The organism is Streptomyces sp. 7N604, from assembly GCF_052245475.1.
GTDB lineage: Bacteria > Actinomycetota > Actinomycetes > Streptomycetales > Streptomycetaceae > Streptomyces.
In genome coordinates, this window is sequence record NZ_JBQQBX010000007.1 from 96,690 (window position 1) to 118,652 (window position 21,963).

The 21,963-nt window shown below is 69.9% G+C and carries 20 protein-coding genes and 7 pseudogenes; 12 read left to right on the forward strand and 15 right to left on the reverse strand.

What is annotated here, in order from left to right:
* The first annotated feature begins 123 nt into the window (after positions 1-123).
* On the forward strand, positions 124-1,260 hold the full coding sequence (locus tag ACTWP8_RS09715; RefSeq protein ID WP_443321738.1) for a PP2C family protein-serine/threonine phosphatase: 1,137 nt from the start codon (positions 124-126) through the stop codon (positions 1,258-1,260).
* Between the two features lie 193 nt (positions 1,261-1,453).
* On the opposite strand, the gene ACTWP8_RS09720 is transcribed toward ACTWP8_RS09715, so the two are convergent.
* The 3 genes and pseudogenes from ACTWP8_RS09720 to ACTWP8_RS09730 form a co-directional block, all read right to left on the reverse strand.
* Positions 1,454-1,675: a hypothetical protein gene (locus ACTWP8_RS09720; RefSeq protein WP_443321739.1), complete on the reverse strand. Its 222-nt coding sequence runs from the start codon at positions 1,673-1,675 to the stop codon at positions 1,454-1,456.
* Positions 1,676-2,188 (reverse strand): hypothetical protein, encoded by a 513-nt coding sequence (locus ACTWP8_RS09725; RefSeq protein WP_443321740.1) that lies wholly within the window; start codon positions 2,186-2,188, stop codon positions 1,676-1,678.
* Positions 2,189-2,549: 361 nt separating this feature from the next.
* Positions 2,550-2,723: pseudogene (locus ACTWP8_RS09730) on the reverse strand (universal stress protein); the annotation flags it as partial.
* Between the two features lie 150 nt (positions 2,724-2,873).
* Here ACTWP8_RS09730 and ACTWP8_RS09735 point away from each other — a divergent pair.
* Complete coding sequence (locus ACTWP8_RS09735) at positions 2,874-3,020, forward strand: hypothetical protein (RefSeq protein WP_443321741.1); 147 nt, start codon at positions 2,874-2,876, stop codon at positions 3,018-3,020.
* Positions 3,021-3,056: 36 nt separating this feature from the next.
* On the forward strand, positions 3,057-3,530 hold the full coding sequence (locus ACTWP8_RS09740; protein WP_443321742.1) for a cyclic nucleotide-binding domain-containing protein: 474 nt from the start codon (positions 3,057-3,059) through the stop codon (positions 3,528-3,530).
* A 420-nt stretch (positions 3,531-3,950) separates the two neighbouring features.
* Here the strand turns inward: ACTWP8_RS09740 and ACTWP8_RS09745 are convergent, their stop codons facing one another.
* Positions 3,951-5,153 carry a globin domain-containing protein gene (locus tag ACTWP8_RS09745; RefSeq protein ID WP_443321743.1) on the reverse strand — a complete coding sequence of 401 codons (1,203 nt, stop codon included), beginning with the start codon at positions 5,151-5,153 and terminating at the stop codon, positions 3,951-3,953.
* Positions 5,154-5,609: 456 nt separating this feature from the next.
* On the opposite strand from ACTWP8_RS09745, the pseudogene ACTWP8_RS09750 reads away from it, so the two are divergent.
* From ACTWP8_RS09750 to ACTWP8_RS09760, 3 genes and pseudogenes are all read left to right on the forward strand, one after another.
* Positions 5,610-6,280 (forward strand): annotated as a pseudogene (locus ACTWP8_RS09750) (molybdopterin-dependent oxidoreductase); the annotation flags it as partial.
* 67 nt (positions 6,281-6,347) lie between these two features.
* The gene (locus ACTWP8_RS09755) at positions 6,348-6,734 is read left to right on the forward strand and encodes a universal stress protein (protein ID WP_443321744.1); all 387 of its coding nucleotides are present in this window, start codon (positions 6,348-6,350) and stop codon (positions 6,732-6,734) included.
* Positions 6,719-6,856 (forward strand): annotated as a pseudogene (locus ACTWP8_RS09760) (BON domain-containing protein); the annotation flags it as partial. The gene ACTWP8_RS09755 and the pseudogene ACTWP8_RS09760, both read left to right, overlap by 16 nt.
* On the opposite strand, the gene ACTWP8_RS09765 reads toward ACTWP8_RS09760, so the two are convergent.
* The 4 genes and pseudogenes from ACTWP8_RS09765 to ACTWP8_RS09780 form a co-directional block, all read right to left on the reverse strand.
* The gene (locus ACTWP8_RS09765; protein ID WP_443321745.1) at positions 6,843-7,505 is read right to left on the reverse strand and encodes a DUF4389 domain-containing protein; all 663 of its coding nucleotides are present in this window, start codon (positions 7,503-7,505) and stop codon (positions 6,843-6,845) included. The pseudogene ACTWP8_RS09760 and the gene ACTWP8_RS09765 sit on opposite strands and share 14 nt — an antisense overlap.
* Before the next feature lie 66 nt (positions 7,506-7,571).
* Complete coding sequence (locus tag ACTWP8_RS09770; protein WP_443321746.1) at positions 7,572-8,306, reverse strand: hypothetical protein; 735 nt, start codon at positions 8,304-8,306, stop codon at positions 7,572-7,574.
* Positions 8,307-8,352: 46 nt separating this feature from the next.
* Positions 8,353-8,625: pseudogene (locus ACTWP8_RS09775) on the reverse strand (Acg family FMN-binding oxidoreductase); the annotation flags it as partial.
* Between the two features lie 4 nt (positions 8,626-8,629).
* Positions 8,630-9,760: a site-2 protease family protein gene (locus ACTWP8_RS09780; protein ID WP_443321747.1), complete on the reverse strand. Its 1,131-nt coding sequence runs from the start codon at positions 9,758-9,760 to the stop codon at positions 8,630-8,632.
* Between the two features lie 381 nt (positions 9,761-10,141).
* Here ACTWP8_RS09780 and ACTWP8_RS09785 point away from each other — a divergent pair, with 381 nt between their 5' ends.
* A complete protein-coding gene (locus ACTWP8_RS09785) occupies positions 10,142-11,131 on the forward strand; it encodes an Acg family FMN-binding oxidoreductase (RefSeq protein ID WP_443321748.1) in 990 nt (329 codons plus the stop codon).
* Between the two features lie 73 nt (positions 11,132-11,204).
* Here ACTWP8_RS09785 and ACTWP8_RS09790 read toward each other — a convergent pair.
* Positions 11,205-11,555, reverse strand: a pseudogene (locus ACTWP8_RS09790) (NAD(P)-dependent oxidoreductase); the annotation flags it as partial.
* A gap of 459 nt (positions 11,556-12,014) precedes the next feature.
* Between ACTWP8_RS09790 and ACTWP8_RS09795 the strand changes: the two are divergent.
* Positions 12,015-12,917, forward strand: coding sequence for a universal stress protein (locus ACTWP8_RS09795; RefSeq protein WP_443321749.1), 903 nt, complete (start codon positions 12,015-12,017; stop codon positions 12,915-12,917).
* 138 nt (positions 12,918-13,055) lie between these two features.
* Here the strand turns inward: ACTWP8_RS09795 and ppk2 are convergent, their stop codons facing one another.
* A complete protein-coding gene (gene ppk2, locus ACTWP8_RS09800; protein WP_443321750.1) occupies positions 13,056-13,928 on the reverse strand; it encodes a polyphosphate kinase 2 in 873 nt (290 codons plus the stop codon).
* 768 nt (positions 13,929-14,696) lie between these two features.
* Here ppk2 and ACTWP8_RS09805 point away from each other — a divergent pair.
* Together ACTWP8_RS09805 and ACTWP8_RS09810 are read left to right on the forward strand one after the other, a co-directional pair.
* Positions 14,697-15,179: a pyridoxamine 5'-phosphate oxidase family protein gene (locus ACTWP8_RS09805; RefSeq protein ID WP_443321751.1), complete on the forward strand. Its 483-nt coding sequence runs from the start codon at positions 14,697-14,699 to the stop codon at positions 15,177-15,179.
* Positions 15,180-15,280: 101 nt separating this feature from the next.
* Positions 15,281-16,009: a response regulator gene (locus ACTWP8_RS09810; RefSeq protein ID WP_443321752.1), complete on the forward strand. Its 729-nt coding sequence runs from the start codon at positions 15,281-15,283 to the stop codon at positions 16,007-16,009.
* A gap of 15 nt (positions 16,010-16,024) precedes the next feature.
* Here the strand turns inward: ACTWP8_RS09810 and ACTWP8_RS09815 are convergent, their stop codons facing one another.
* The gene (locus ACTWP8_RS09815) at positions 16,025-17,740 is read right to left on the reverse strand and encodes a GAF domain-containing protein (protein ID WP_443321753.1); all 1,716 of its coding nucleotides are present in this window, start codon (positions 17,738-17,740) and stop codon (positions 16,025-16,027) included.
* A 383-nt stretch (positions 17,741-18,123) separates the two neighbouring features.
* Here ACTWP8_RS09815 and ACTWP8_RS09820 point away from each other — a divergent pair, with 383 nt between their 5' ends.
* Positions 18,124-18,375 (forward strand): hypothetical protein, encoded by a 252-nt coding sequence (locus ACTWP8_RS09820; protein WP_443321754.1) that lies wholly within the window; start codon positions 18,124-18,126, stop codon positions 18,373-18,375.
* Between the two features lie 87 nt (positions 18,376-18,462).
* On the opposite strand, the gene ACTWP8_RS09825 is transcribed toward ACTWP8_RS09820, so the two are convergent.
* From ACTWP8_RS09825 to ACTWP8_RS09840, 4 genes and pseudogenes are all read right to left on the reverse strand, one after another.
* Positions 18,463-18,990, reverse strand: a complete 528-nt coding sequence (locus tag ACTWP8_RS09825) for a MarR family winged helix-turn-helix transcriptional regulator (protein ID WP_443321755.1) — start codon at positions 18,988-18,990, stop codon at positions 18,463-18,465.
* Positions 18,939-20,108, reverse strand: a complete 1,170-nt coding sequence (locus ACTWP8_RS09830) for a PP2C family protein-serine/threonine phosphatase (RefSeq protein ID WP_443321756.1) — start codon at positions 20,106-20,108, stop codon at positions 18,939-18,941. The genes ACTWP8_RS09825 and ACTWP8_RS09830 overlap by 52 nt, the downstream gene beginning before the upstream one ends.
* A 455-nt stretch (positions 20,109-20,563) precedes the next feature.
* Positions 20,564-21,217 (reverse strand): DUF4142 domain-containing protein, encoded by a 654-nt coding sequence (locus ACTWP8_RS09835; protein ID WP_443321757.1) that lies wholly within the window; start codon positions 21,215-21,217, stop codon positions 20,564-20,566.
* Between the two features lie 278 nt (positions 21,218-21,495).
* A pseudogene (locus ACTWP8_RS09840) lies at positions 21,496-21,752 on the reverse strand (molybdopterin-dependent oxidoreductase); the annotation flags it as partial.
* A 17-nt stretch (positions 21,753-21,769) separates the two neighbouring features.
* On the opposite strand from ACTWP8_RS09840, the pseudogene ACTWP8_RS09845 reads away from it, so the two are divergent.
* A pseudogene (locus ACTWP8_RS09845) lies at positions 21,770-21,886 on the forward strand (DM13 domain-containing protein); the annotation flags it as partial.
* Positions 21,887-21,963: the final 77 nt, after the last annotated feature.

Genomic DNA, 21,963 nt, shown 5'->3' on the forward strand with positions numbered 1-21,963 from the left:
GAGCGATGAGTGGAACACGCAACTTCAGCGAGGCAAGCTGTACCCATGCGGACGCTCTTCCGCCCAGCTCCTACGCCGGGAGCGGGCGGTCACAGCCGGGCCCTTTTCCGAGTCGCGCAGTGCGTGCCGTTCGTGATCATACTGCTCGGGCTGGGGATCGAGCTCTCGCCTGCGCACGATATCTACACCGGCCCTCTCCTCGTCGCGATGCCGGCGCTGGCTTCGCTGACGATGGGCCCGAAAGGCACCCTCTCGGCAGCAGCTGGAGCCCTGGCCGTCAGCCTGATCACCACCACCCTGCACGAGGCGTGGGGTGGCATGCTGATCTACAGCAACCTCCTGGGCCTCCTCGTGGTGTCCGTGGCCAGTGTCATCACGAGTAAAGCTGTGCGCACGCGCAGGCAGAGCGAGCTCACCCAGGTCCGCCGGGTCGCCGTGGCAGCACAAAGAGTCCTGCTGCGGCCTACACCGGCCAGGCTGGGCCCGGTACGGGCGGCCAGCATGTACCTTGCGGCTGAGACCGGAGCGCAGATCGGCGGCGACCTGTACGAGGCCGTACAGACCCGGTATGGGGTCCGGATGATCGTGGGGGACGTCCGGGGCAAAGGGCTGCCTGCTGTGCGTTTGGCGGCAGCCGTGCTGGGCGCCTTCCGGGAGGCCGTGCACTATGAGGACGACCTCGTGGAGGTGGTGAACCACTGCGCGGCTGCGCTGCACCGGGAGCAAGCCGCGCCGGGTGCGGTCGACCAGGACGAGAGGAAAGACCAGGCGGAGGATTTCGTCACTGCGCTCGTAGCTCAGGTGCCCGACGGCTTCGAGGTCCAGGTGGTCAATCGCGGCCATCCGCCTCCGCTGCTGCTGCACGAGGGCAGGGTTCACGCCCTGATGCCCAGCTCACCACTGCCACCCCTGGGCCTGGACGACTTCATAACCTGTCCTCCCGCCAAGGCGGAGAGCTATCCGCTCGCACCCGGTGACCGTCTGCTGCTGCACACCGACGGCGTGATCGAGGCCCGCAATCCTGACAACGATTTCTTCGCTTTGCCCGAGGCCATGGAAGCGGTGCACACCTGCACCCCGCCGCAGTTCCTGGAACACCTGCACCAGGCATTGATCCGTCACGCTGGGGGCCACCTGGCGGACGATGCGGCGATGCTCCTTGTCGACCGGCTCGACGAAGAAGAAGCGGACAACAAGCAGTCGGCGCAGATACTGCTTCCTGAAGGGACAGACCGAATTGATCTTCCGGCCACGTCCTGAGCGCGGTGCTTGGCGAAACCCGCCGACTGAAGCGCTCAGTCACATCGACGTCGCGGTGCAGCTGCTCGCGGCGCTAGCTCGGGCCCGGCAGGTCCGCGAGCTCGGGCTGGAGCGGAGGCGAGCACGAGGAGCGGTTCGGTGCCGGTGGGTCGGCGGCCCGTCGCCCGGGGCCTCCTGACCGCGCCTCTGTGGCTCACTCGATCTCGAGTACCTCTTCCACCGGTCTGCGGGGTGTCGCCGGGACGCGCTCGCCGTATCCGAGGCGCAGCACCATCTGCACGAATCCCATGGCCGACTGCGGGTCGTGGACGACCCAGCGCAGTTCGGGCCATTCGAGGGCGTGTGACGTCAGCGAGGTCGCCAGCCCGTCCAGGGTGGCCTGAAGCAGGACCCGCTCCAATGCCTGCCCCCGCATTCAGCCAGTCCTGGCGGCATCGCGGTCGGCCACCGGGCGGCGGCCTGCGAAGTCGCACACCGGAGCCTTGCCGCCTCGCTTGCGGGGCCCGAAGGCGTAGTCCGGGATCCCGTCGGACGATGCGGCGGCGTCGGAGCCGATACGGGTCCAGCGGACGACGTCCTCGAACATGGCCGGATCCAGGGAGTCACGCCCCTCGGCGTCCCCGACCAGGTCCAGCACTTCCTCCACATGGGCCGCTGCGGGAAAGACCAGCCGTGCTCCTTCCCAGCGGGCGGCGCCGACAGGCCGTCCTGTATCGCTGGGGGTATCTCCTCGTCGCTGAACGGCTGGCGGCTGGTGTGCCGACGGTGGAATGGCGGGATACAGCAGGGCGAGGTCGGTCTCGGGGCGTACGGGGCCGGCCAGCTCGACCGTGGCGAGCAGTTCCGTGTCCGCCGGGTCGGGCAGCAGCCGGGTGGTCGGCTCCCAACCTGCCTGAGCCGTCGGGGCGACCCGTGCAGCGAAGGCCAAGGGGCTACGCGACGCCCGATGTCGGCCCGCGCTCGGAGCCTGGGCCGAAGACCACACAGGCGAACGCAGACTCGCCGTTTCCTCCCGGTGCGATGGTGACTGCGCGGTCCGGCAGGACGGCGCGGATCGGGACTTCTCCGAATCGGGCACGGTCGCGCGTCGCCTCGGGTCTCCCGGCTAGTCAGGCCGCGCTGTACCAGGTCGAGGGTGCCGGCCATGGCGCCGAGGTGGATACCTTCCCCGGTCGTTCCGCCCAGCAGGTCGGCGATGTCTCCCTTGAGCGATTCCTGAACGTACTTTCATGCGTCAGGCCCCTTGAGCGGGGCCAGATGACAGTGCGGCGCGGCACACGTGCCGGAGCTCATGCCCGCTGCTGGATGACGGCAACGGGGCAGTGGGAGTGATGCAGAACGGCGTGGCTGACGCGGCCGAGCTGCAGGCCGAAGTGGTCATGACCTCGCACGGCGCCGACGACCAGCAGATCGGCCCCGGCCGATGCGTCCAGGAGCACCTCGTGCGCCGGGCCCTCGACCACATCACCTTCGGCCCGAGCGGGCCGCGACGGCGTGCACCCGGGCCGGTCGGCCCCACCCTGTGCCCCTTCAGGCCCTGGGCGGCGGACTCCTCCCGTCGGACGCTGGAGACGCACGACGAGAGCCCCTGCACCCGCCGGAGGGAGCCAGCAATGAAGCAGAGCAAGATCGGCAAGATCCCGATCGCGGTCCGGCTGACCCAGCAGGTGGACGGCGTGGTCTCGGTCATCGACAAGCTGACATACCGCTATGACGATTCCGGCACCCGGCCGACCGAGCACCGCCGCCGGTATCGATGACAACTTGCGCAGCAGCGCTGTGAGGGAGCGTTCATCATGACCACGAGATCTGGAGTTTTCGGAGCCCTGCCCGAAGACCACCGCGATCAGCTCATGGCTCTTGCCCGTGAAGTCTCGTTCCCGATGGGCGCCCGCATCTTCCATGAGGGCGGCAAGGCCGACCGCTTCTGGATCATCCACACGGGCACCGTCGCCCTCGATCTTCACGTGCCGGGCCGGCGCGCCGCGGTCGTGGAGACCATCGGTGCCGGAGAACTGCTCGGCTGGTCCTGGCTGATCCCGCCCGGACGCTGGCATCTGGGGGCGGAGGCGACCAGCCCTGTGCGTGCGCTCGAGTTCGACGCGGAGGCAGTTCGCGGGCTGTGCCAGGAGGCTCCGGTGCTGGACCACGCGCTGTGCACCTACGTCGCCACGGTGATCGCGAACCGGCTGATGGCTGCTCGTACGCGGCTGCTCGACCTCTACGGGCCCTACGGCAGCGGGCAGTTGCGCGGCATCGAGCCGGACTGACAGGAACCGAGCCGAACTGGCAGTCCTTCAGCCGCGCCATCCCACGTGGACGTGGCCGAAGGGTGGCCGTCCTCGAAGGCGACTTCGGTTCCGACGGCCGCCGCCGGGGCGGCATCCGGGGCGGTCCGGAAGACGATGGCGCTGTCGATGACCTCGTAGTTGACGGGGGACGGCCGCCGGGCCGTCGGGTGTCGACACCGACACCTGCCCCACGCCGTGGCCGGACAGCCGGTCCAGCACTCTTCGGGGCTGGATTCTCGCAGCTGGGGGTGGCGAACGGCCTGGGTTGTGCGCCACACACCAAGCAGGCGCTGTCTGGGCCGCCACCTCGCAAGATTCCCGCCTGGCTGGAGCATCGCGGCTGTTCCCTCCCACTCGTGTCGTCCTACGGACTCTTCCCGCAGGTGTGCTCGAGCTCGGTCAGGCCGCGTCGGGCAGCCACAGGTCGGGGCCGAAAACCTCGTATCGGATGTGCCGTGCGGGGACCCCGGCCTGCAGCAACTGGCCGCGTACGGCGCGCATGAACGGCAGCGGTCCGCACAGGTACACGGTGGCTTCCGCAGGAATGCCGACTCCCGTGAGGTCCATCAGCCCGGTGCGGGCCTCGGCCTCCTCCGGGCCCGGGCGCTGGTACCAGAAGACGGTGCAGGCCCCCGGCAGCCGGTCCGCCAACTCGCGTATCTCGGTGCGCAGGGCGTGCTCCGCAGGGGAGTTGTCCGCGTGCAGCACCAGCACCGGGCGGCTGGATCCGGTGGTGGCGAGGTGGTCGAGCATGCCTGCCATGGGCGTACAGCCGATGCCGGCGGAGACCAGGACGAGCGGGGTGTCCTCGTCATCGAGCACGACGTCGCCGAAGGGCGTGGAGAGGGTGAGCTCGTCCCCGGCGCGCACGGCCTCGTGGAGCAGGTTGGACACCTCGCCCTCGGGGGCGCCGTCGTCACCGGCGACGCGCTTGACGGTGATACGGCGCAGAGTCCTGTCGGGCGCAGAGGACAGGCTGTACTGGCGGAGTTGGTGCACGCCGTCCGGCATCCGCACCCGCACGCTCACGTATTGGCCCGCGCGGGCCGGGGGCGCCGGCTCGCGGTCGGCCGGGCGCAGCAGGAAGGACACCGTGTCCGTGGTCTCCTCGCGGCGGTCGACGACCGTCCACTGCCGCCAGATCTGCCCGGGCCGCACCCCCGCCTCCCGATAGAGGCGCGCCTCCCGGCCGATGAGGCCGCCGGCCATCAGCCAGTACACCTCGTCCCAGGCGGCGGCCACCTCGGGGGTGAGCGCGTCGCCCAGCACCTCGGCGATCGCGCCGAACAGGTACTTGTGCACGATCGTGTACTGGTCGTCGGTGACCCCGACGGCGGTGTGCTTGTGGGCGATCCGGTCCAGCAGCGCGTCCGGCCGTGCGTCGGGGTTGGCGAGCAGGGCGCTCGCGAAGCCGGCGATGGAACCGGCCAGGGCGCGCCGCTGGGCCCCACTGGCCTGGTTGCCGCGGTTGAACATTCCGTCGAGCAGTTCCGGCCGGTCGCGGAACATCGCGCCGTAGAAGCTCGTGGTGATCGCGTCGAGTGACTCGGCCACGACGGGCAGCGTGGCACGCACTACGGCCGCGGATTCAGCGGACAGCATGAAACCTCCCAGGGACGGGATGAGGATGGGAATGGGGGCGCAGATCGCGTCGGCGGCGAATCCTGTATAGCAATCCGAGAGCCCACAATTTCGAGACAATTCGGCACAGTCTGTGAAGGTCGGGCCCAACGGCCCATGGGAAAGGGACTCATGGCCCCCGTGGGAGATCCACGACAGAGGCCGAATGGCTTCGTCGCCGGGCGCACCCCGGCCCTAACCAGGCCCGCATGCGTCCGGCCGCTGGTCATCAGGACGGGTGTGACAGGCGGCCGGACCATGACCGGACGGGCACGTGCGCCGCGCGTGCTGCGGCGGTTGGGGACGGCCGGGGCCGAGCAGGCGCTCGCTGCGTGCTGACAGGCACGGTTCCGGCGGGGCATCCGGGCCGGGTGGTCGCTACACCCGGGACGTTCGGCCCAAGGGGCCTACGGCAGGCGCCGCTTAGCGTTCGATCTGATGGAGAAGAACAAGGCCGCGGGTCCATCCGGCACCCGCGACGCACACCGCTGGCCGCTCGCTGCCCGGCGGCTGCTGACCCGCCGTGAGGTGTCGGACGACGGACGGGCGTGTTCGGGGAGGGCGACCCCAAGTGGGAGAGCTTCTACCGGGACCGCTGGGCGCACGACAAGGTGGTGCGCTCCACTCATGGCGTCAACTGCACGGGGTCCTGCTCGTGGATGGTGTACGTCAAGGACGGGATCATCACCTGGGAGCACCAGGCCACCGACTATCCGTCGATCGGTGCGGACTGTCCCGAGTACGAGCCGCGCGGCTGCCCGCGCGGGGCGTCGTTCTCCTGGTACACCTACTCGCCCAGCCGGGTCCGCTACCCGTATGTGCGGGGCGCATTGCTGACGTTGTGGCGGGAGGCGCGGCGGCGGCTCGGCGACCCGGTGGCGGCATGGGCGGAGATCACCGGTGATCCGGCGAAGGCGCGGGCCTACAAGCGGGCGCGCGGCAAGGGCGGCCTGGTGCGGGCCGACTGGGACGAGGTGAGCGAGCTGATCGCCGCCGCCCACGTGCACACCATCAAGGCGTACGGTCCGGACCGGGTAGCGGGCTTCTCACCGATCCCGGCGATGTCCATGGCGTCGTTCGCGGCCGGCGCCCGGTTCATGTCGTCGGTCCCGGATGGAGGACCTGCGGCCTCTCTGACCCGCGTCCCCGGGCGGTCACCCTGAGGGCATCGCCCCGATGCCCTCGACCCTGGAGGTACGCCCATGTCCCGCCCTGTCACCGCCCGGCTTGGACGGCTCCCGCGAAAGCCTGGCCGCTGCTGCGCGGGCCGTGCGCGAAGCCCTGCGCCGCGGACTGCGTCTGCGCCTCTTACACGTCTGGGGACTCGCCGTCCTAGCCCCCGAGCCCTTCGTGCGAACCGAATCGCAGCGCTACTGGTCCGAGCCCATCCCTCGCGAGGCATTAACGGACTGCGGCACCCCCCGATACCCCGGTTTTGGACAGCAGGTCCGCCTCGAGGGAGGAGTTCCGCGGCCGCGACCCGAAAGCCGAGGCGAGCAGCTGCGACGCCTCTCCGATCCGGCCAAGGCGGGAGCGGCGACCAGACGGTTCGCGTCAGCGTGAACGAGGGGGTCGTCACACTCAGCGGACATATCCGGGACACCTCGCTCATCTCGGTGGCCGCGCGCCTTGTCCGCGCCATAGAGGGCGTCGTGGACGTCCAGAGCCACCTCACGGTCGAGTGAGCTCGGTCCTGTCGGGTTCACGCCCGCCCATGTCCAGCCTGAACGGCGGGTACTCGTCGGTCATCAGGGCCGCGTAGGCGCTGACCCGCACCACCCAGCGAACCAGGCCGAGCACGAAGTCGAAGACTGAGAGCGGGTAGCGGCCGGTGGCAGCCAGCACGATCACCGCGACCAAGCTGAGGTAGCCGATGAGCCCGAGACTCCCCGACCACTGGTAGCCGCCGACGAAGAAGCCGATGGTGATGTAGTGCGGGATCGCGAGCAGCCACCACTTCACCAGGACCAGACCTCGGGAGAGGCGCTCGGGGTAGGCGACCTCGAGGCGAGCGGGATAGTCGGGCACGTCGGCCAGCGCGAACGGCGGGTACTTGTCGGTGCCGAGGCCGGAAAGTGCGTAGTAGCTGACGCGCCAGTTCCACCGGAGGACGCCGACATTGAAGTCGAAGAGGGGGCGCGGGTAGCGGCCGGTGAACAGGATGGCGAAGAAGGCGCCGATGGTCAGGAGTACGAGCGCGATCCACAGGAAGACCAGCACGATGTAGTGCGGGATCGCGAGGAGCCATTTCACCAGCCACAGCCACCGGGACAGTCGAGGGTCGAGCGAGGCCTCAACGCGAACCGGGTACGGGAAGAACGGTGCGGAGGTCACCTTGATCATCTCCTTCACGCCCCCGGTGCGGGCGGAAGAGGTGTCGGCCTCCTGGCTCCCGCAGCGTCAAAGAGCGGCGATGCAGCGGGAGATGACCAGGCCGGGGCCGGCCGCCGCACTCGGGGAGACGCGTTCGCGCACGACGCGCGTGCGCAGATTCTGGAACTGCCGGATCTGCATGATGAGGTGGGCGGGCTCGCCGAACACGACGCCGACGACCGACATGAGAGGCCGCGGCCTGGCGCGGCCGCGCGTGCGGACGACGACACGGGTTCCGTCCGCAGGGGTGGGCTCCAGATGGAATCCCCAGACACCGCTGGTGTAGGCGTGCGGCAGCGGCCAACGGTGCGGGTCGAAGGGGCGGCCGGAGGGCAGCTGGAGTTCGGCGAGCAGGACGAGCGTCCTGGGTGGATCCACCTTTGCCGCTGTGAACCAGGCCTTGCCGTCCGGCACCGTGTCGAGGTGGTCCCCCTCCTTGAGGTCCTGCCACTGCGGCATGATGGTCTCGGCACTCGGCCGGCCGAAGTGGTCGAGCAGATCCCAGCTGTACCAGCCCGCCCGGTCGTAGCCCATCTGCTGCAACCAGGGCCAGACCTCTTCGGGCGGCGCCGGGAGGGTGGCGGCCATCGTCGACTGGTCGTCGGCGTAGGGGATGAGCTCGTCTCCGGGGTAGGTGCGGGCCGCTTCGTCGCCGGTCGCTCCCCAGCGAAGGAGCCGGGGCCGTACGACCGCGCCGTAGAAACCTGTCGTGACGCCCAGAGCCAGAAGGAACCGCGTCAGGAAAAGTCCGGAACCGCTCATATGTCCACGCTCCCATCAGCCTGGGAAGGGCACCACTCACGGTTACTCAGGGCTCGATGTCGAGGACGTCCCGTACCGGGCGTCGTGGTGTGGCGGGGCCCTGAGGCCCGTATCCGAGGCGCAGCACGATCTGCGTGGAGCCCATGCCGAAGACCGGATCGCGCAGCGGACGGCGCAGGTCGGGCCACTCGACCGCCTGGGTGGTGGGCGAGGCGACCAGGCCCTCGAGGGTGGCCAGTAGCAGGACCCGCGCCATGGCCTCGTCGGCCCGCATCCAGTCCTCCGGCCCGTCGCGGGCCGTGCTCAGCAGGGCCAGGTTGCACTCAGCTGCCCGTCCGACCTGCCAAGGTATGGCGCTGGAGGAGTCGGGACACGTCGTGGGCGGTGATGATTCCCTGCAAGTGGCTGTTGTCCATGACCAGGATCCGTATGCCGGCCGAGGTACGGGTGCGGTCGAGGACGTCGTTGAGCAGGTCGTCCGGGGCGGCGGTCGTGCACTGCGACAGCGGGGTCGCCACCTCGCGGACGCGCAGGGCCTCCCGGCGCTCGCTGGGCACTGCGGCGAGCCTGCGCACGTCCACGAGGCCGCTGGGCCGGCCCTCGAAGTCCAGCAGCGGAAGGGCGGAATGGCCGGCCTGCGCGGCCACCTCGTCGATGAACCGGGCGACGGTGAGCCAGTCTGGGCCGGTGACCGCCGGACTGGACATCGCATCGGACACCCGCACGCCCCGCAGGGCCGTAGCCAGCCTGGCGCGCTGCCGCTCGGCGCTCGCGGTGATCACGACGAAGAGGCCGATGAGCATGAGCCAGAGGCCGCCCGTGTTCCCGCGCAGGAACGCCACCCAGCCGCCGGCCATCAGCAGAACTCCGAGAACCTGGCCGCTGCGGCCCGCAGCCCGCTCGGCCCGGTCCCGGTCCCCGGTTCGCCACCACAGGAACGCCTGGACGACGCGTCCTCCGTCCAGTGGGGCGGCGGGCAGCAGGTTGAACACGCCCAGGAACAGGTTGGCCCACCCCAGCCACACCAGTACGGCCGTGGGCACGGCCGCCCCGGACAGCGCATGGAAGCCGATCCCCGCCCCGAGCGCGGCACCTCCGATGGCCAGGCTCGTGAGCGGCCCGCTGAGCGCGACCAGCAGCGCCACGGCAGCGGTCCGCGGCCTGCCCATCTTCGTCACGCCGCCCAGCGCCCACAGCGTGACGTCCTCCACCGGGACGCCCTTTCTGCGGGCGGCGACGGCATGCGCCGCCTCGTGCAGGAGCAGGCTCCCCATGAGGAGCACCGCCCCTACTGCACTGGCGAGGACGTACACAGAGTCCGAGTGGCCGGGCGTCCAGGTGGGAAGGGTCCGGCGGCCCAGTCCGTACGCGAGCAGTATCACGAGCACCGGCACGCTCCAGTGCATCCGCAGGGGCACCCCGAAGACACGTCCGATCCTGACCGAGCCGCTCATCGCCGCCTCCCGCCGGAAGGGAAATCGGTGATCCACTACAAGTGTCGCTCTCCGCCCCGCGGCGCGAGCCCGCATATTGATTGAGAGGGATCCATCCAAGCCTGAGGAATCGTGCCGGGATGGCGATGCCACCTTCGATTGATGAGACACCTGAGACCTCGAGGCGATGCCCTGACCCTGACCACAGGCGCCGCCCTGGGTGATCGCGCTGAGGTCTCGGCCCGGCGGTCGGCGTCGCACGAGCCGTCAGCCCAGGATGTACAAGCGGAACCTCGCCTCTGCTGTCGTCGCTGTGCGTCCGGACCTCGGTGGAATAGTGGAGGGGAGGAGACGGACCGCGTTCCCCGAGCAGGCCCGTCTGAGCGCCGAGGGAGGTTCCCGGTGCCGGTGCAACGGCTCGGCCCGAAGACCGTGACGGCCCTCGTGGAGGACGCCACTGCCGCTCCGTCCATGCACAATGCGCAGCCATGGCGGTTCCGCTTCCTTCGTGACAGCAGCGCATTTCACCTGCACGCGGATCTCGAGCGCGCCATTCCGCGCTCCGATCCCGACAATCGCGGCCTTCATCTCGGCTGCGGCGCCGCCCTGTTCAACCTTCGCGTCGCCGCGGTCCACGCGGGCCTGGAGCCGGTCACCGAGTTGCTGCCCGACCCGGCGGACCCGCAACTCCTCGCACGCGTGCGGCTGACCGACCTGGCGCTGCCCCGCAGCCCCCTCCGGCCCCTGTACCCCGCCATCCACCACCGCCACACCAGCCGTGATCCCTTCTCCGAACGCGAGATACCTCCTGCCGTGCAGGACGACCTCCGCGACGCCGCTGGACGGGAAGGAGCAGAGCTCGTCTTTCCCGGCCCGTGGCATGTGCAGACGCTGCTGGAGCTGGTGCACGACGCGGAGGGGCGCGATGCCGTCGACCCGGAGCGCTCCGAGGATCTGGCTCGCTGGACCCGTCTCGGTGTCGACAGCGTCGAGACGACGCCCGACGGAATCCCGGAGTACGCCTTCGGGCCCCGCAAGCGGGACGGCAAGGCTCCGGTGCGCGATTTCGCAGGCCGCCGACCCGTGGCAGGCCGCGGTTCCGCGACCTTCGAGCACACCCCTCACCTGGCCTTGCTGGGTTCTGCGGGCGATCGGCCGGAGGACTGGCTGCGCGCAGGCCAGGCGATGGAACGCGTCCTGCTCCTGGCCACCGTGAACGGGCTGGCCACTTCGCTCACCTCCCATGCCCTCGAATGGTCCGATCTGCGCTGGCTCGTACGCGACCCGCAGACGTCCGTGGGATACGTGCAGATGGTGCTCCGTCTCGGATACGGGCCCCCGGGCATCAAGAGCCCACGCCGCCCCGTGCGTGAGGTGCTCGACATCGACTGAGCCGGCCAACGCTTTCGGCTGCGCTCGATCGTCCTCAACGATCGGAGCAGGCAGCCGCCGGAAGGGTCATCCGGACGAGCTGGTGCGTCTCCGGCAGGAGCGGGACATGAAGGCTTATCAGATCGGACTCGGCGAACGGGCGGTCGCGGTCGACGTAATCCATACCCAGCGCCAGGCAGTCGGAGCTCCGCGCGATGTCGCAGCCCAGCAGACGCATGCCGAAGCCCGTAGCAATGCGGGCGAACGCGGTGCCGATCTTTCCGGTCCCCAGGATGCCGGCCGTGCGGCCGTGGAAGTCACGTCCCATCAGGCCGTTGAGCCGGAAGTCGAAGTCGCGGGTGCGGGACACGGCCCTGTTCGGTCGCTGTGCTGCATCCTTCCGTGCCCGAAAGGACGACATCGAGGGCGACGTCGAGGATGCCCTCCTTCAGCCGTACTGGATGCCGGTACCAGCGCCACCAAGCAGGGTGCCCGGCCCGCCAACTCCAAGGCCACGGACTCGAGTCGCAGACCGTCGAATCCACCCATCCCCTGCCAACCACCGATGCCCTGCACGGTGGGCAGGAGGTGTGGTGCCAGGGGCTCGGCGTGAACGGGACGCAGGGGCATGCCACGGGATGCGGCCTCCTGTGCGGCCCATGCGGCGGCCACCAGGCTCGGTCGGGAACCGTCGATCCCGGCCAGCACGTAACGAGTCATCATGTCCGCCTCGCCTTTCCGGACTTCCGCCTCCGGGATGCTCTGACGCCAACGGTCGTCGAAACGGGTCATGGCGCCCCATGGGCCTTCCGGTCCCCGTACGGAGGTCCTGCGGCCCCTCTTCTCCGCGGCCCGGGGCCAGCAGGCTGGACGCACCCCCTGATCCATGGACTTGGAGGCATCGATGTCCCGCACCGTCACCGCCGGACTGGACGGCTCGCGCGAGAGTCTGGCCGCTGCCGCGTGGGCCGCCCGCGAAGCACGGCGTCGCGGTCTGCCACTGCGACTCGTACACGCCTGGGAAGCGCAGCCCTACGTCACCGACCCTCTTGTGGGGCCGATCGCGCAGCGCCACTGGTCCGAGCGCATTCCGCGCGAGGCCGTCGCTGCTCTGCGGCAGCAGTACCCCGGAGTGGAGATCACCGCGGATCAGATCGCCGGAGAGACCGCGGCTGTCCTGTCTGCGGCTGCCGAGGACGCCGAGCTGCTGGTCCTCGGCTCGCGGGGTCTGAGCGGCGTCGCGGGCTTCCTCGTCGGTTCCGTGGCCTTGGCGACCGTGGCCCGCGCCAGGGGCCCCGTCGTCCTCGTACGGGCCGGGGAGGTGGCCGAGGACGAGCATCAGCCGGACTCCCAAGGGCTCCCGTCGACCACGACTCCGTACCGCGATGTGGTTCTCGGGCTGGATCTGACGCGGCCGTGCGATGAGGTGATCGAGTTCGCCTTCGATGCCGCCGCCCGGCGCGCGGCCGTACTGCGGGTCGTCCACGGCTGGAGCCTGCCGCCCATCCACGGCTACGGCCCGGAAGCGATCGCCCCTGAGCCCGACGACGACTTCGGTGCACGGCAGGACCGTGCCCTGTCCGACGCTCTGCGTCCGTGGCGCGCCAAGTTCCCCGGGGTTGAGGTGATCGAACAGGCCATGATCGGCCGACCCGCCCACCACTTGGTGGACGCCTCGGCCGACGCCGGAGTGATGGTCGTCGGCCGGAGGAACCGTCGCTCACCGGTCGGCACCCACATCGGTCCCGTCACCCATGCGGTGCTGCACCGTTCCTCCGCACCCGTCGCGGTGGTCCCGCACGACTGAGTCGGCTCACTCTCTGTGCAGCGTCACCTTGAGGGCCTCGGTGCGGGGGCGCGCGGCGGCCTCCGGCATCCGGTGCCGCTCGGCTGCGCCTCGGCCCGGTCCTGCGGGCGGGCCGGGCCGTACTGCGTCGTGGTCCCGCTATGACGCCGGTGGGTCCTGGTTTTTCACCAGCGTCGCGGCGTGGTCCGGCACGTGGGTCTGGAGCCGCTTCGGCGGGCGCTCGTAGCCGGTGGACGGCGGGCGGGGCGGCAGATGGAGGTCCGGCTGCCGCACGTCGCTGTAGGGGACGGTCGAGAGCAGGTGGGCGATCATGTTGATACGGGCGGAGCGCTTGTCGTCGCTCTCCACCACATACCAGGGCGCCTCGGGGATGTCGGTGTGCACGAACATCTCGTCCTTGGCCCGGGAGTACGCCTCCCACCGGGTGATGGACTCCAGGTCCATCGCGGAGAGTTTCCAGCGCCGAGTGGGGTCGTTCAGTCGCTTGCGGAACCGCCGTTCCTGTTCGGCGTCGCTGACCGAGAACCAGTACTTGCGCAGCAGGATCCCGTCCTCGACCAGCATCCTCTCGACGATGGGGCACTGGTGGAGGAAGCGCTGGTACTCCTCCGCGGTGCAGTAGCCCATGACGCGCTCGATGCCGGCGCGGTTGTACCAGCTGCGGTCGAACAGCACGATCTCGCCCGCGGCGGGCAGCTGCTCGACGTAGCGCTGGAAGTACCACTGGGTGCGCTCGCGCTCGGTCGGCACCGGGAGGGCGACGATGCGGGTGACGCGTGGGTTGAGGTGCTCGGTGACGCGCTTGATCGTGCCGCCCTTGCCCGCGGCGTCGCGCCCCTCGAAGACGACGACCAGCCGCGCGCCCTCGGCCCGCACCCACTCCTGGACTCTGACCAGCTCGGTCTGCAGCCGGAGCAGCTCCTCTTCGTAGCGAGCTCGGGGGAGGCCGCTGGACCCGCCCTCCCTCTTCGGCCCGCCGCCCGTCGTCCGCTTCTTGTTCTTGCCAGGCACCCTTCTCGCCTCCCTCACCGTACCGGCCGGATGGGATCAGGATGGCGGGTCACGGCGAAGGACCGCCTCCGGGCCGGCTCCGCCGTCATCGTCATCAGTGGCGTTGAGCACGACCTTCAGGTACCCAGTGTCCGCGCCGAGGCCGCACGACAGGTCCTCGGTCAGGCCGTGCCAAGTCCTCGGCCGCTCCGACGACGGCATCGGCTCCGAGGTGCTCGGCTGCCTTCAGCCGGGCCGTGCGAGGTCGACGACGATGATCCTGCCGGGCGGAGCTGCGCGGTGCACACCGGGGCCCGATCGGCCCGGCCCCGACCGCCGCCGGCCACGCCCGGTCTCGGTCTCGACCTCCCCGCGCTGTTCTCCCGGCCCCGATCGCCGCCGGTCACGCCGACCCCGGCCCCGACCACCTCGCCCACGGCCTCAGACCAAGGTGCGGCGGGCCGGCCCCTTCGTTGCACCGTCGCGGGAGCCCCCGCGGGACCACGCGATGTCAGTCGCGGGGGACGACCGCGACGGGGCAGGCGGCGTGGTGGAGCGCCGCGTGAGCCACGTGTCCGAGCCGCGCGCGTGCGCGGCGGCCGGAGGTCCCAGGCCCCGATGGTCCTCGGAGATCGGCCACCCGGCCCCAGTGCCGCAGCCCCAGGCGCCGAGGATTGGGCCGAGTGGGCCCCGATTCTCTGCTGCATGGGGCCGGTTGAGCCGGGGCGGAGCAGGTCAGGGACCTTCGCCCCTGGTGTGCCGCCACCGGCCGTGCTTTCACTGTGCTCCATGGCGGACACCTCGAACTCAACGGACAACCGGCATGACCGGCATGACCGGACCGCAGATCACGGGCCCCCGCGCCCAGCCGAACTGTCCAGAGCGGAGGCGCTGATGCTGCTCGGCAGTGTGCCGATCGGGCGCGTCGTCTTCAGTCACGAGGCGCTGCCGGCCGTCCGGCCGGTCAACCACATCGTCGACGACGACTGCGTCATCATCCGGACTCATTCCGGAGCCGCCCTCCTCGGCCCGGCCCAGGACGGTGCTGTGGTCGCCTATCAGGCAGACGAGCTCGATCCGGTACGCCGCTCAGGATGGAGTGTCGCCATCACTGGAGTGGCGACGCTGGTGCGGGACTATGCGGAGCAGCAGCGGTACTGCGATCTCCTCCGCCCTTGGATCGGCGGAGAGATGGAGTATGCGGTGCGGATCACCACCGACCTCGTCACCGGCTGGCGTATCGGTCCTGCCGCGGCCTGGGACGGCCAATAGGGCCGTCCGGCCCTAGGTGTGACGACTTGTCGGCAGGCATGATGATGCAGTTGCCCTCCCCTGCAGCGCGGGGGGCGATTCCCGGACAATGGAGATATGTGATGTCGGACGGCACGCAGGCGGAGGAGAGGGCTCCGGTGACGGTGTTCCTTCTCGATGACCACGAGGTGGTACGGCGCGGTGTGCACGACCTGATGGACGCCGAGCCCGATCTGACGGTGGTCGGCGAGGCGGGCACCGCCGAGCAGGCGCTGGTGCGCGTGCCCGCGCTGCGTCCTGACGTCGCGGTGCTGGACGTACGGCTGCCGGACGGGGACGGCGTGAGCGTGTGCCGGGAACTGCGCTCGCGGATGCCGGAGCTGGCCTGCCTGATGCTCACCTCGTTCGATGACGAGGAGGCGCTGCTGGACGCGATCATGGCCGGTGCGTCGGGCTATGTGCTGAAGCAGATCAGCGGCACCGACCTCGTCACGGCAGTGCGCACGGTGGGCTCGGGGCAGTCCATGCTCGATCCGGGTGCCACGACCCGATTGATGGCCCGGCTGCGCGGCGATGCCCCGGGCCAGGAGAAGCCCGAGGTGTTGGACGCCCTGACCGACCGGGAGCGGGAGATTCTGACCCTGGTGGGCGAGGGCCTGACGAACCGTGAGATCGGGAAGCGGCTCTTCCTGGCGGAGAAGACGGTCAAGAACCACATCTCCCGGCTGCTGGCCAAGCTGGGCGTGGAGCGCCGTGTTCAGGCCGCGGTGATCGCCACGCAGGCACTGGCTGCGCACGACCAGCAGGCGGATTCACGCTCCGGACCCGGCAGGGGACGCCTACGCCATTGAACCCCAACTCTCGGTCTACGGCCGGCCCCGCGGCGCCGTCCACACCAGCCGGGTACCGCCTTCATCCGGTCTCTGCAGATCCAGCTTCCCGCCGAGTTCTTCGGCCCGCTTGGCGATGTTGCGCAGACCGCTGCGCCGCCCCTCGGCGGGAATCCCGACGCCGTTGTCGGTCACGGTGAGCGCGACCTCTTTGGTGGTCGCCTGGAGGATCACCTCCACCCGGCCGGCGCGTGAGTGCCGGGCCGCGTTGCTCAGGGCCTCGTTGAGCACCGCCATCACGTGCTCTGCCACCGACGGGGGCACATCGGTATCCAGTAGCCCTTCCATGCTCAGCCGTGGTGCGAAGCCCAGCGTCGACTGCGCTTCGCCGACGGCCCGGGCCACCCGCGCGCGCAGGCTGTGCCCGGTCTCCTCTTCACGGGCGCGGAGCCCGAAGATCGTTGAACGGATGATCTTGATAGTCTCGTCGAGATCCTCGACCGCTCGCCCGACGCGGTCGTTCGCGCCCGGGTGCTGGATGAAGCGGGCTGCGCTCTGCAGGGTCATGCCGGTGGCGAACAGCCGCTGGATGGCGAGGTCGTGCAGGTCCCGGGCGATGCGGTCCCGGTCCTCCAGCAGCGCCAGCTGCTCGGCGTCGCGACGGCGGTCGCCCAGCTCCAGGGCGAGGGCCGCCTGGTCGGCGAAGCCGAGCAGCGGGCCGATCTCCTCATCGGTGAAGGCCTGCCCGCCGGCGGGCCGGGCCAGGAGCAATACGCCTTTGACCTCGCCCGCCGCGATTCCCAGCGGCACGGCGACCGCGGGGCCCAGTCCTTCGAACCGGGGCGGACCTGCCGTGAAGCGCGGATCGCCGTTCAAGTCGGTGGTGGTCACCGGTGAAGCCGCCGCGCATGCTGCCCCCGACAGGGTGCCCTCGGCCGGCACGGTCAGCCCCAGCCGGGCGGACGCGTCGCCACCGAGGGCGAGTTCGACCCTCAGATGGTGGGCGCCGGGGAGCGGTACGGACACGTCCGCCACCTCCGCGCCGGTCATCTCGCGCGCCCGCTGGGCGATCAGCCCGATGACGTCCAGCCGCGGGCTTCCCGACAGCAGGGCCCGTGTGATCTCCCCGTTGGCCCGCAGCCAGCCCTGCTGCCGCTTTCCCTCCTCGTACAGCCGGGCGTTGTCGATCGCCACGCCCGCCGCGACCGCCAGAGTGGAGATCACCGCCTCGTCCTCGGCGTCGAACTCCGCACCGCCGCGCTTGTCCGTCAGATACAGATTGCCGAAGACCTGGTCACGCACCCGGACCGGGACGCCGAGGAAGGTGCGCATCGGCGGGTGGTGGGCCGGGAAGCCGTACGAGGACGGGTGCGTGGACAGGTCGGTCAGCCGCAGCGGTTCGGGGTGCTGGATCAGCTCGCCCAGGATGCCTTTGCCCGTCGGGAAGGGCCCGATCTCGGCGATCTCCTCGTCCGTCAGCCCGACGGTGAGGAACTGAGACAGGGTACGGCCGTCGGGACCGATCACACCAAGTGCCGCGTACTGGGCGTCGACCAGGGCGGCGGCGGCCTCCACGATGCGGCGCAGCGCCTGGGTGAGGTCCAGCTCACGGCCCACCGAGAGCACGGCCTCGAGCAAGTGGTGCACCCGGTCGCGCGTGCCACGGGCGGCATCGATGCGTGCCTGCAGCTCTTCCAGCAGCTCGTCGAGCCGCAGCTGCGGCATCCGCGACACCGTCTCCTCCCCGCCCATCTCCGCGCGTCCTCCCGGTCCGGTCACCTACCCCGTCGGCTGCCCGCGCTCACGCTACCGGCTGTGGGAGACACTTGAGCCATGAGGGAGGTTTTCGCCCATGCCGGCCTGGTTGCTCCTAAGGGTTGCTTTGTCCCACGGTGCGGGGCCCATCTCCGCCACGTATTCCCCGAGGATGTTCAGGCCGTGGACCCACAGGGCGCGTTGCACCAGTTCCACTGCATGGGCGGGTCGAGAGGCAAACCGCCCAGGTGAGCACGCGGCCGTCGCCGTCGACTACCTTGCCGGACGGGGCGCCTCCCGAACGGGCCGCCTCCCGAACGGGCCGCCCAACTCGCCCTCATCGGGCGCCCCCTCGCAGACTTCGCCAACATGACGCGCCAATGGCGCAATGGGCTACCGACATCGCCGAGGGCCGGCCCGACGAACTCAAGGCAGCCGCACCCGACTGGGCAGAATTCGAAGACCTCGCACGCCGCGACGGCCGCGCGCCGACGAAGCCCCACGTACAGCAGGACCTGTCGTCGGCTCGTGAACCGCCGGAGTGTGCCGCGTACTCCTGCGGACCACGCCACAGCTCGCTCCGCCCACGCCGCCACCTGTCGAAGCTCCAGGCACCGGTCCGCCCGTACTGAACCACGACAGAACCCGCCTCTTTGGCCGGATCACGCACCAGGGAGTGCTCCGCTCGCCGAGCACTCCCCAGGCAGCTGAGATCGGGGTCAGGAAGCGGTACGGTCCGGCAGGTCCGCCCATCCCAGCGGGTACGCGTCGCGCCCCTCGGTCACCGCCGGTTCCCCTCCGGCCTCGGCGAACGCGGTGAGCGCGGTGATCAGCGCCCCGCGCTGCTCCGGGGCCATCCGCTCGACGATCGCCGCGATCTCGTCCCGTCGGCGTGCGGTGACCTCCTGGACGAGGCGGTGTCCCGCGGGCGTCAGGCTCAGCACGTTCTCCCGTCGGTTCTCCGGGTTGACCCGGCGGTCCATGAGGCCCGCGGCCACCAGCCTGTCATTCATGCGCATCGCCGTGGACGGGCTGACGCCGAGCCGATCGGCCAGGGTTACCAACTTGACGGCCCCCTCGACGGAGAGCACCACCAGCATCCGGAACTGGGCCAGCGTCACCCGGTCCTCGACGGCCGCCAGCGATCGCGCCGACACGGCGACCAGAAGGCGGGAAGCGGTCAGTACCGCGCGGGTCACCTCATCCACGTCATCCGCCCCACCCCGGGGCCGCTTGCGCTCGTCCATGACGTAAGTTCTATCGGCTGAGCCGGGTGCGGCACACGCCGAGGCGAATCCGTCCCGGGGCTGCGGCTTCGGTAGCGCAGCAGGAGCATGGCCGCATCGTCGTGCAGAGGCGTCTCCACATGGGCCATGAGATCTTGGCGGATCGCCGCCAAAGCGGCCTCCGGATCCGGGTCCTTGAGGAAGCGGGCCCGCTCCTCGAGCGGATAGAAACAGCCGGCATGGTCCCGTGCCTCGGTGACACCGTCGGTGTAGAAGAGCAACTGATCACCGGGATCGAAGGGGACCCGGAACGGCTGCGCCGCAGGCCCGTCGTGCGCCCCGAGCCCGAGCGGCAACGCACGCTCGGGCGGTACCGCGAAGCGGACAGCACCATCGGAGCGTACGGACAGGGGGGCGGGGTGACCGTAGTTGAGCATGGTCACCATCGGCTCCGCGCCCACCTCGGCGAGCACCGCGGTCACGAACTTCTCCCCGCACAGGTGGCGGCCCAGCGCTCTCTCCAGCCGCTCGCCGACAGCCACGAGGTCCGGCTCGTCGTGCGCGGCCTCCCGGAAGGCGCCCAGGACCACCGCGGCCGTCTCCACCGCCTCCAGCCCCTTGCCCTGCACATCGCCCACGATCACCCGGACCCCGGCGGGCGAGGTCACCACCTCGTACAGGTCACCGCCGATGCGCGCCTCGGCGACGGCGGAGGTGTACGAAACGGCGACACGGAGGTTCCCCGCGCTCCGGGGGACCGGACGCAGCAGGACCCGCTGCGCCACTTCCGCAATGGAGCGGACGCTGGCGAGTTCTGCTTCTCGGCGCTGCCGCATGACAGCCGCCGCTAGGCCCGCGGCCGTGACTCCCGCGACGGAGATCATGGCGGTGAACCCCCGCCGCTCGTCGACCAGTCCATTGAACACGCCGAGCACGAAGCACAGAATCAGCGCGAGGAGGCCGATCAGTGAGGTGCGGCGCCATCCGCCGACCAGACCTGCGAAGGCAGGTCCCAGCGACACGAGCGGCAGGAACCCAACGTTGGGGCCGGCGGTGATGTCCACGGCGACGACGACCGCCATCACGGCGTACGGAAGGGCGCGCAGCAACCGGGAACTCGGTTGCCTTTTCTCGCCCATGTGCGCTCCGACTCCCGCTGACACGTTGCCCCGTACAGTGAAGCGTCCCCGGGCCATCGGCGCTGTCCAAGGCCACTCCTCTTAAGACTATGCAACGTTCTCGGCGTTCTGAGCATCACGGCTGTTTCGCCGTTATCAAAGCGAAGCTCGCGAAAGAGACATAGGGCTTGGGCAACGAAATGGACCCGGGAAGACTCTGAGGAGCCCCGACCGGCGGCTTGCGTGCACTGTCGAGCTACGTCACCGTGCCAGCGCCGCTCCCGACAGGCCGCGGCCGGGGCCCCTGCCCGGCAATCATTGCACAGTGCAAAAGATTGTTGTCAAGGACCCGCGCACCGTCTTCACCCGAGACAAAATCCCAAGTCGCCCGGCTCCAGTCCGCCCGCGCCGGACGGCGCAGCACGTTCACCGTGGTACGCCGCCTGGCAGCGCTCGCTGACAGCCGCCCTGGCAGTTCACTTGGGGGCGACGTCTGCTTCGACTTCCTTGAAGGTCTTACTGTCCACCAGTCCGGTGTCCTCCAGGACCTCCAGGTGATCCAGCACCGTCTGGTTGGCCTGGCGGGCGTGCCGGCGGATGAGGTCGTTCTGAGTGGAGGCCCTCACTTCTCCGATGGTGGCGAAGATCTTGCCGTGCGAGGCCCGCAGCAGGTTGGCAAAGAGGCGGTCGAACTCGGCACCATGAGCGTTCTTCAACTGGTTGACCCAGCCCTGCTGTTCCGCAGTGGCCTCATCCGGCAACCCGACACCGAGGATCTTGGCGTCCTCGCGCACCAGCTGGTCGAGCTTGCTGTGACCATCGATCAGATGCAATCCAGCGCGTTTTACGACCTCATTCGAGCTGTTGCTCTGCGCCAGCCGACCAGCCGGGATCTCCCACAGGCCCGCCTGCCGGACCTTGACCAGGAATGTCTTGTCCACTTCGGTCACGGGCTGCGGTCCCGACCCCGAGCGGCCCGCGGTGGAGACGGATTGATTCGAGGTGTCCGATCCGCCGAGGTGACCGCCGTTGTGCTGCGGAACACTGCCCGCCACGGACTCCGTTGAAGCCCCGCTGCTCCCGCCCTGAAGGGAGATCACCAAGGCGATGACCGCGACGGCGGCCATCATCGCGAGCGCTATGACGGCCGTACGCGTCCGGTCCTTGGGCCGCAAGGCCCGTCGATGGGGGTTCATGATGCCTCCCGTTGGCAATGGGGACTGTTTCGTCGTATCGCCGGGAGAGCTACGGCTGGCACGGCACGCACCGTGGAGTACGCAGAGGATCGCCGCGACATTCAACCGTCGGACGAGTCATCGTTCATGACGCGGACGCGTGCCGCGCAGCCGGTACGCCTGTGACGGCGACACCATCGGGCGGTCCGGCCTGAGGTGAATCAGGCCGGATCCAACCGCAGTGGATAACCGTGTTGAGGCGCAGCGGAGCGCCGTTCATCTTGGCCGCCACCAGGACCTCGGGCTCACCCCCGGTAGCCGTATCCAGGCGCAAGGCGCGCTGGTACTCCTGCTCGACACCGCGCTCCACACCATGGTCGGCACCCGTGAAGACGACTTCCGCGGCCCCGGACTCCACCCCCGCCTCGCCGAGCAGCAGCCGCAGCGGCACACCCGTCCACTCCGCGGTGCCGACCGCCTCGGCCAACCAAAACTCAAAGGCAACAAGGCAACCAGAACTACCGGCTCCCGGACGGCATCGGCCTCTCCCGGTACACGAGCGTCAGCATCCAGTGCGACCGCTTCGACGTCTCCTTCGGTGCCGCCGAGCTGACACGCGCATAGGTACGGGCATGGCGCCCGACCCAGGACCGGCGTTCCTGGCGACAGCCGTGACATGCGCGGCTGGGTCCACAAATTCA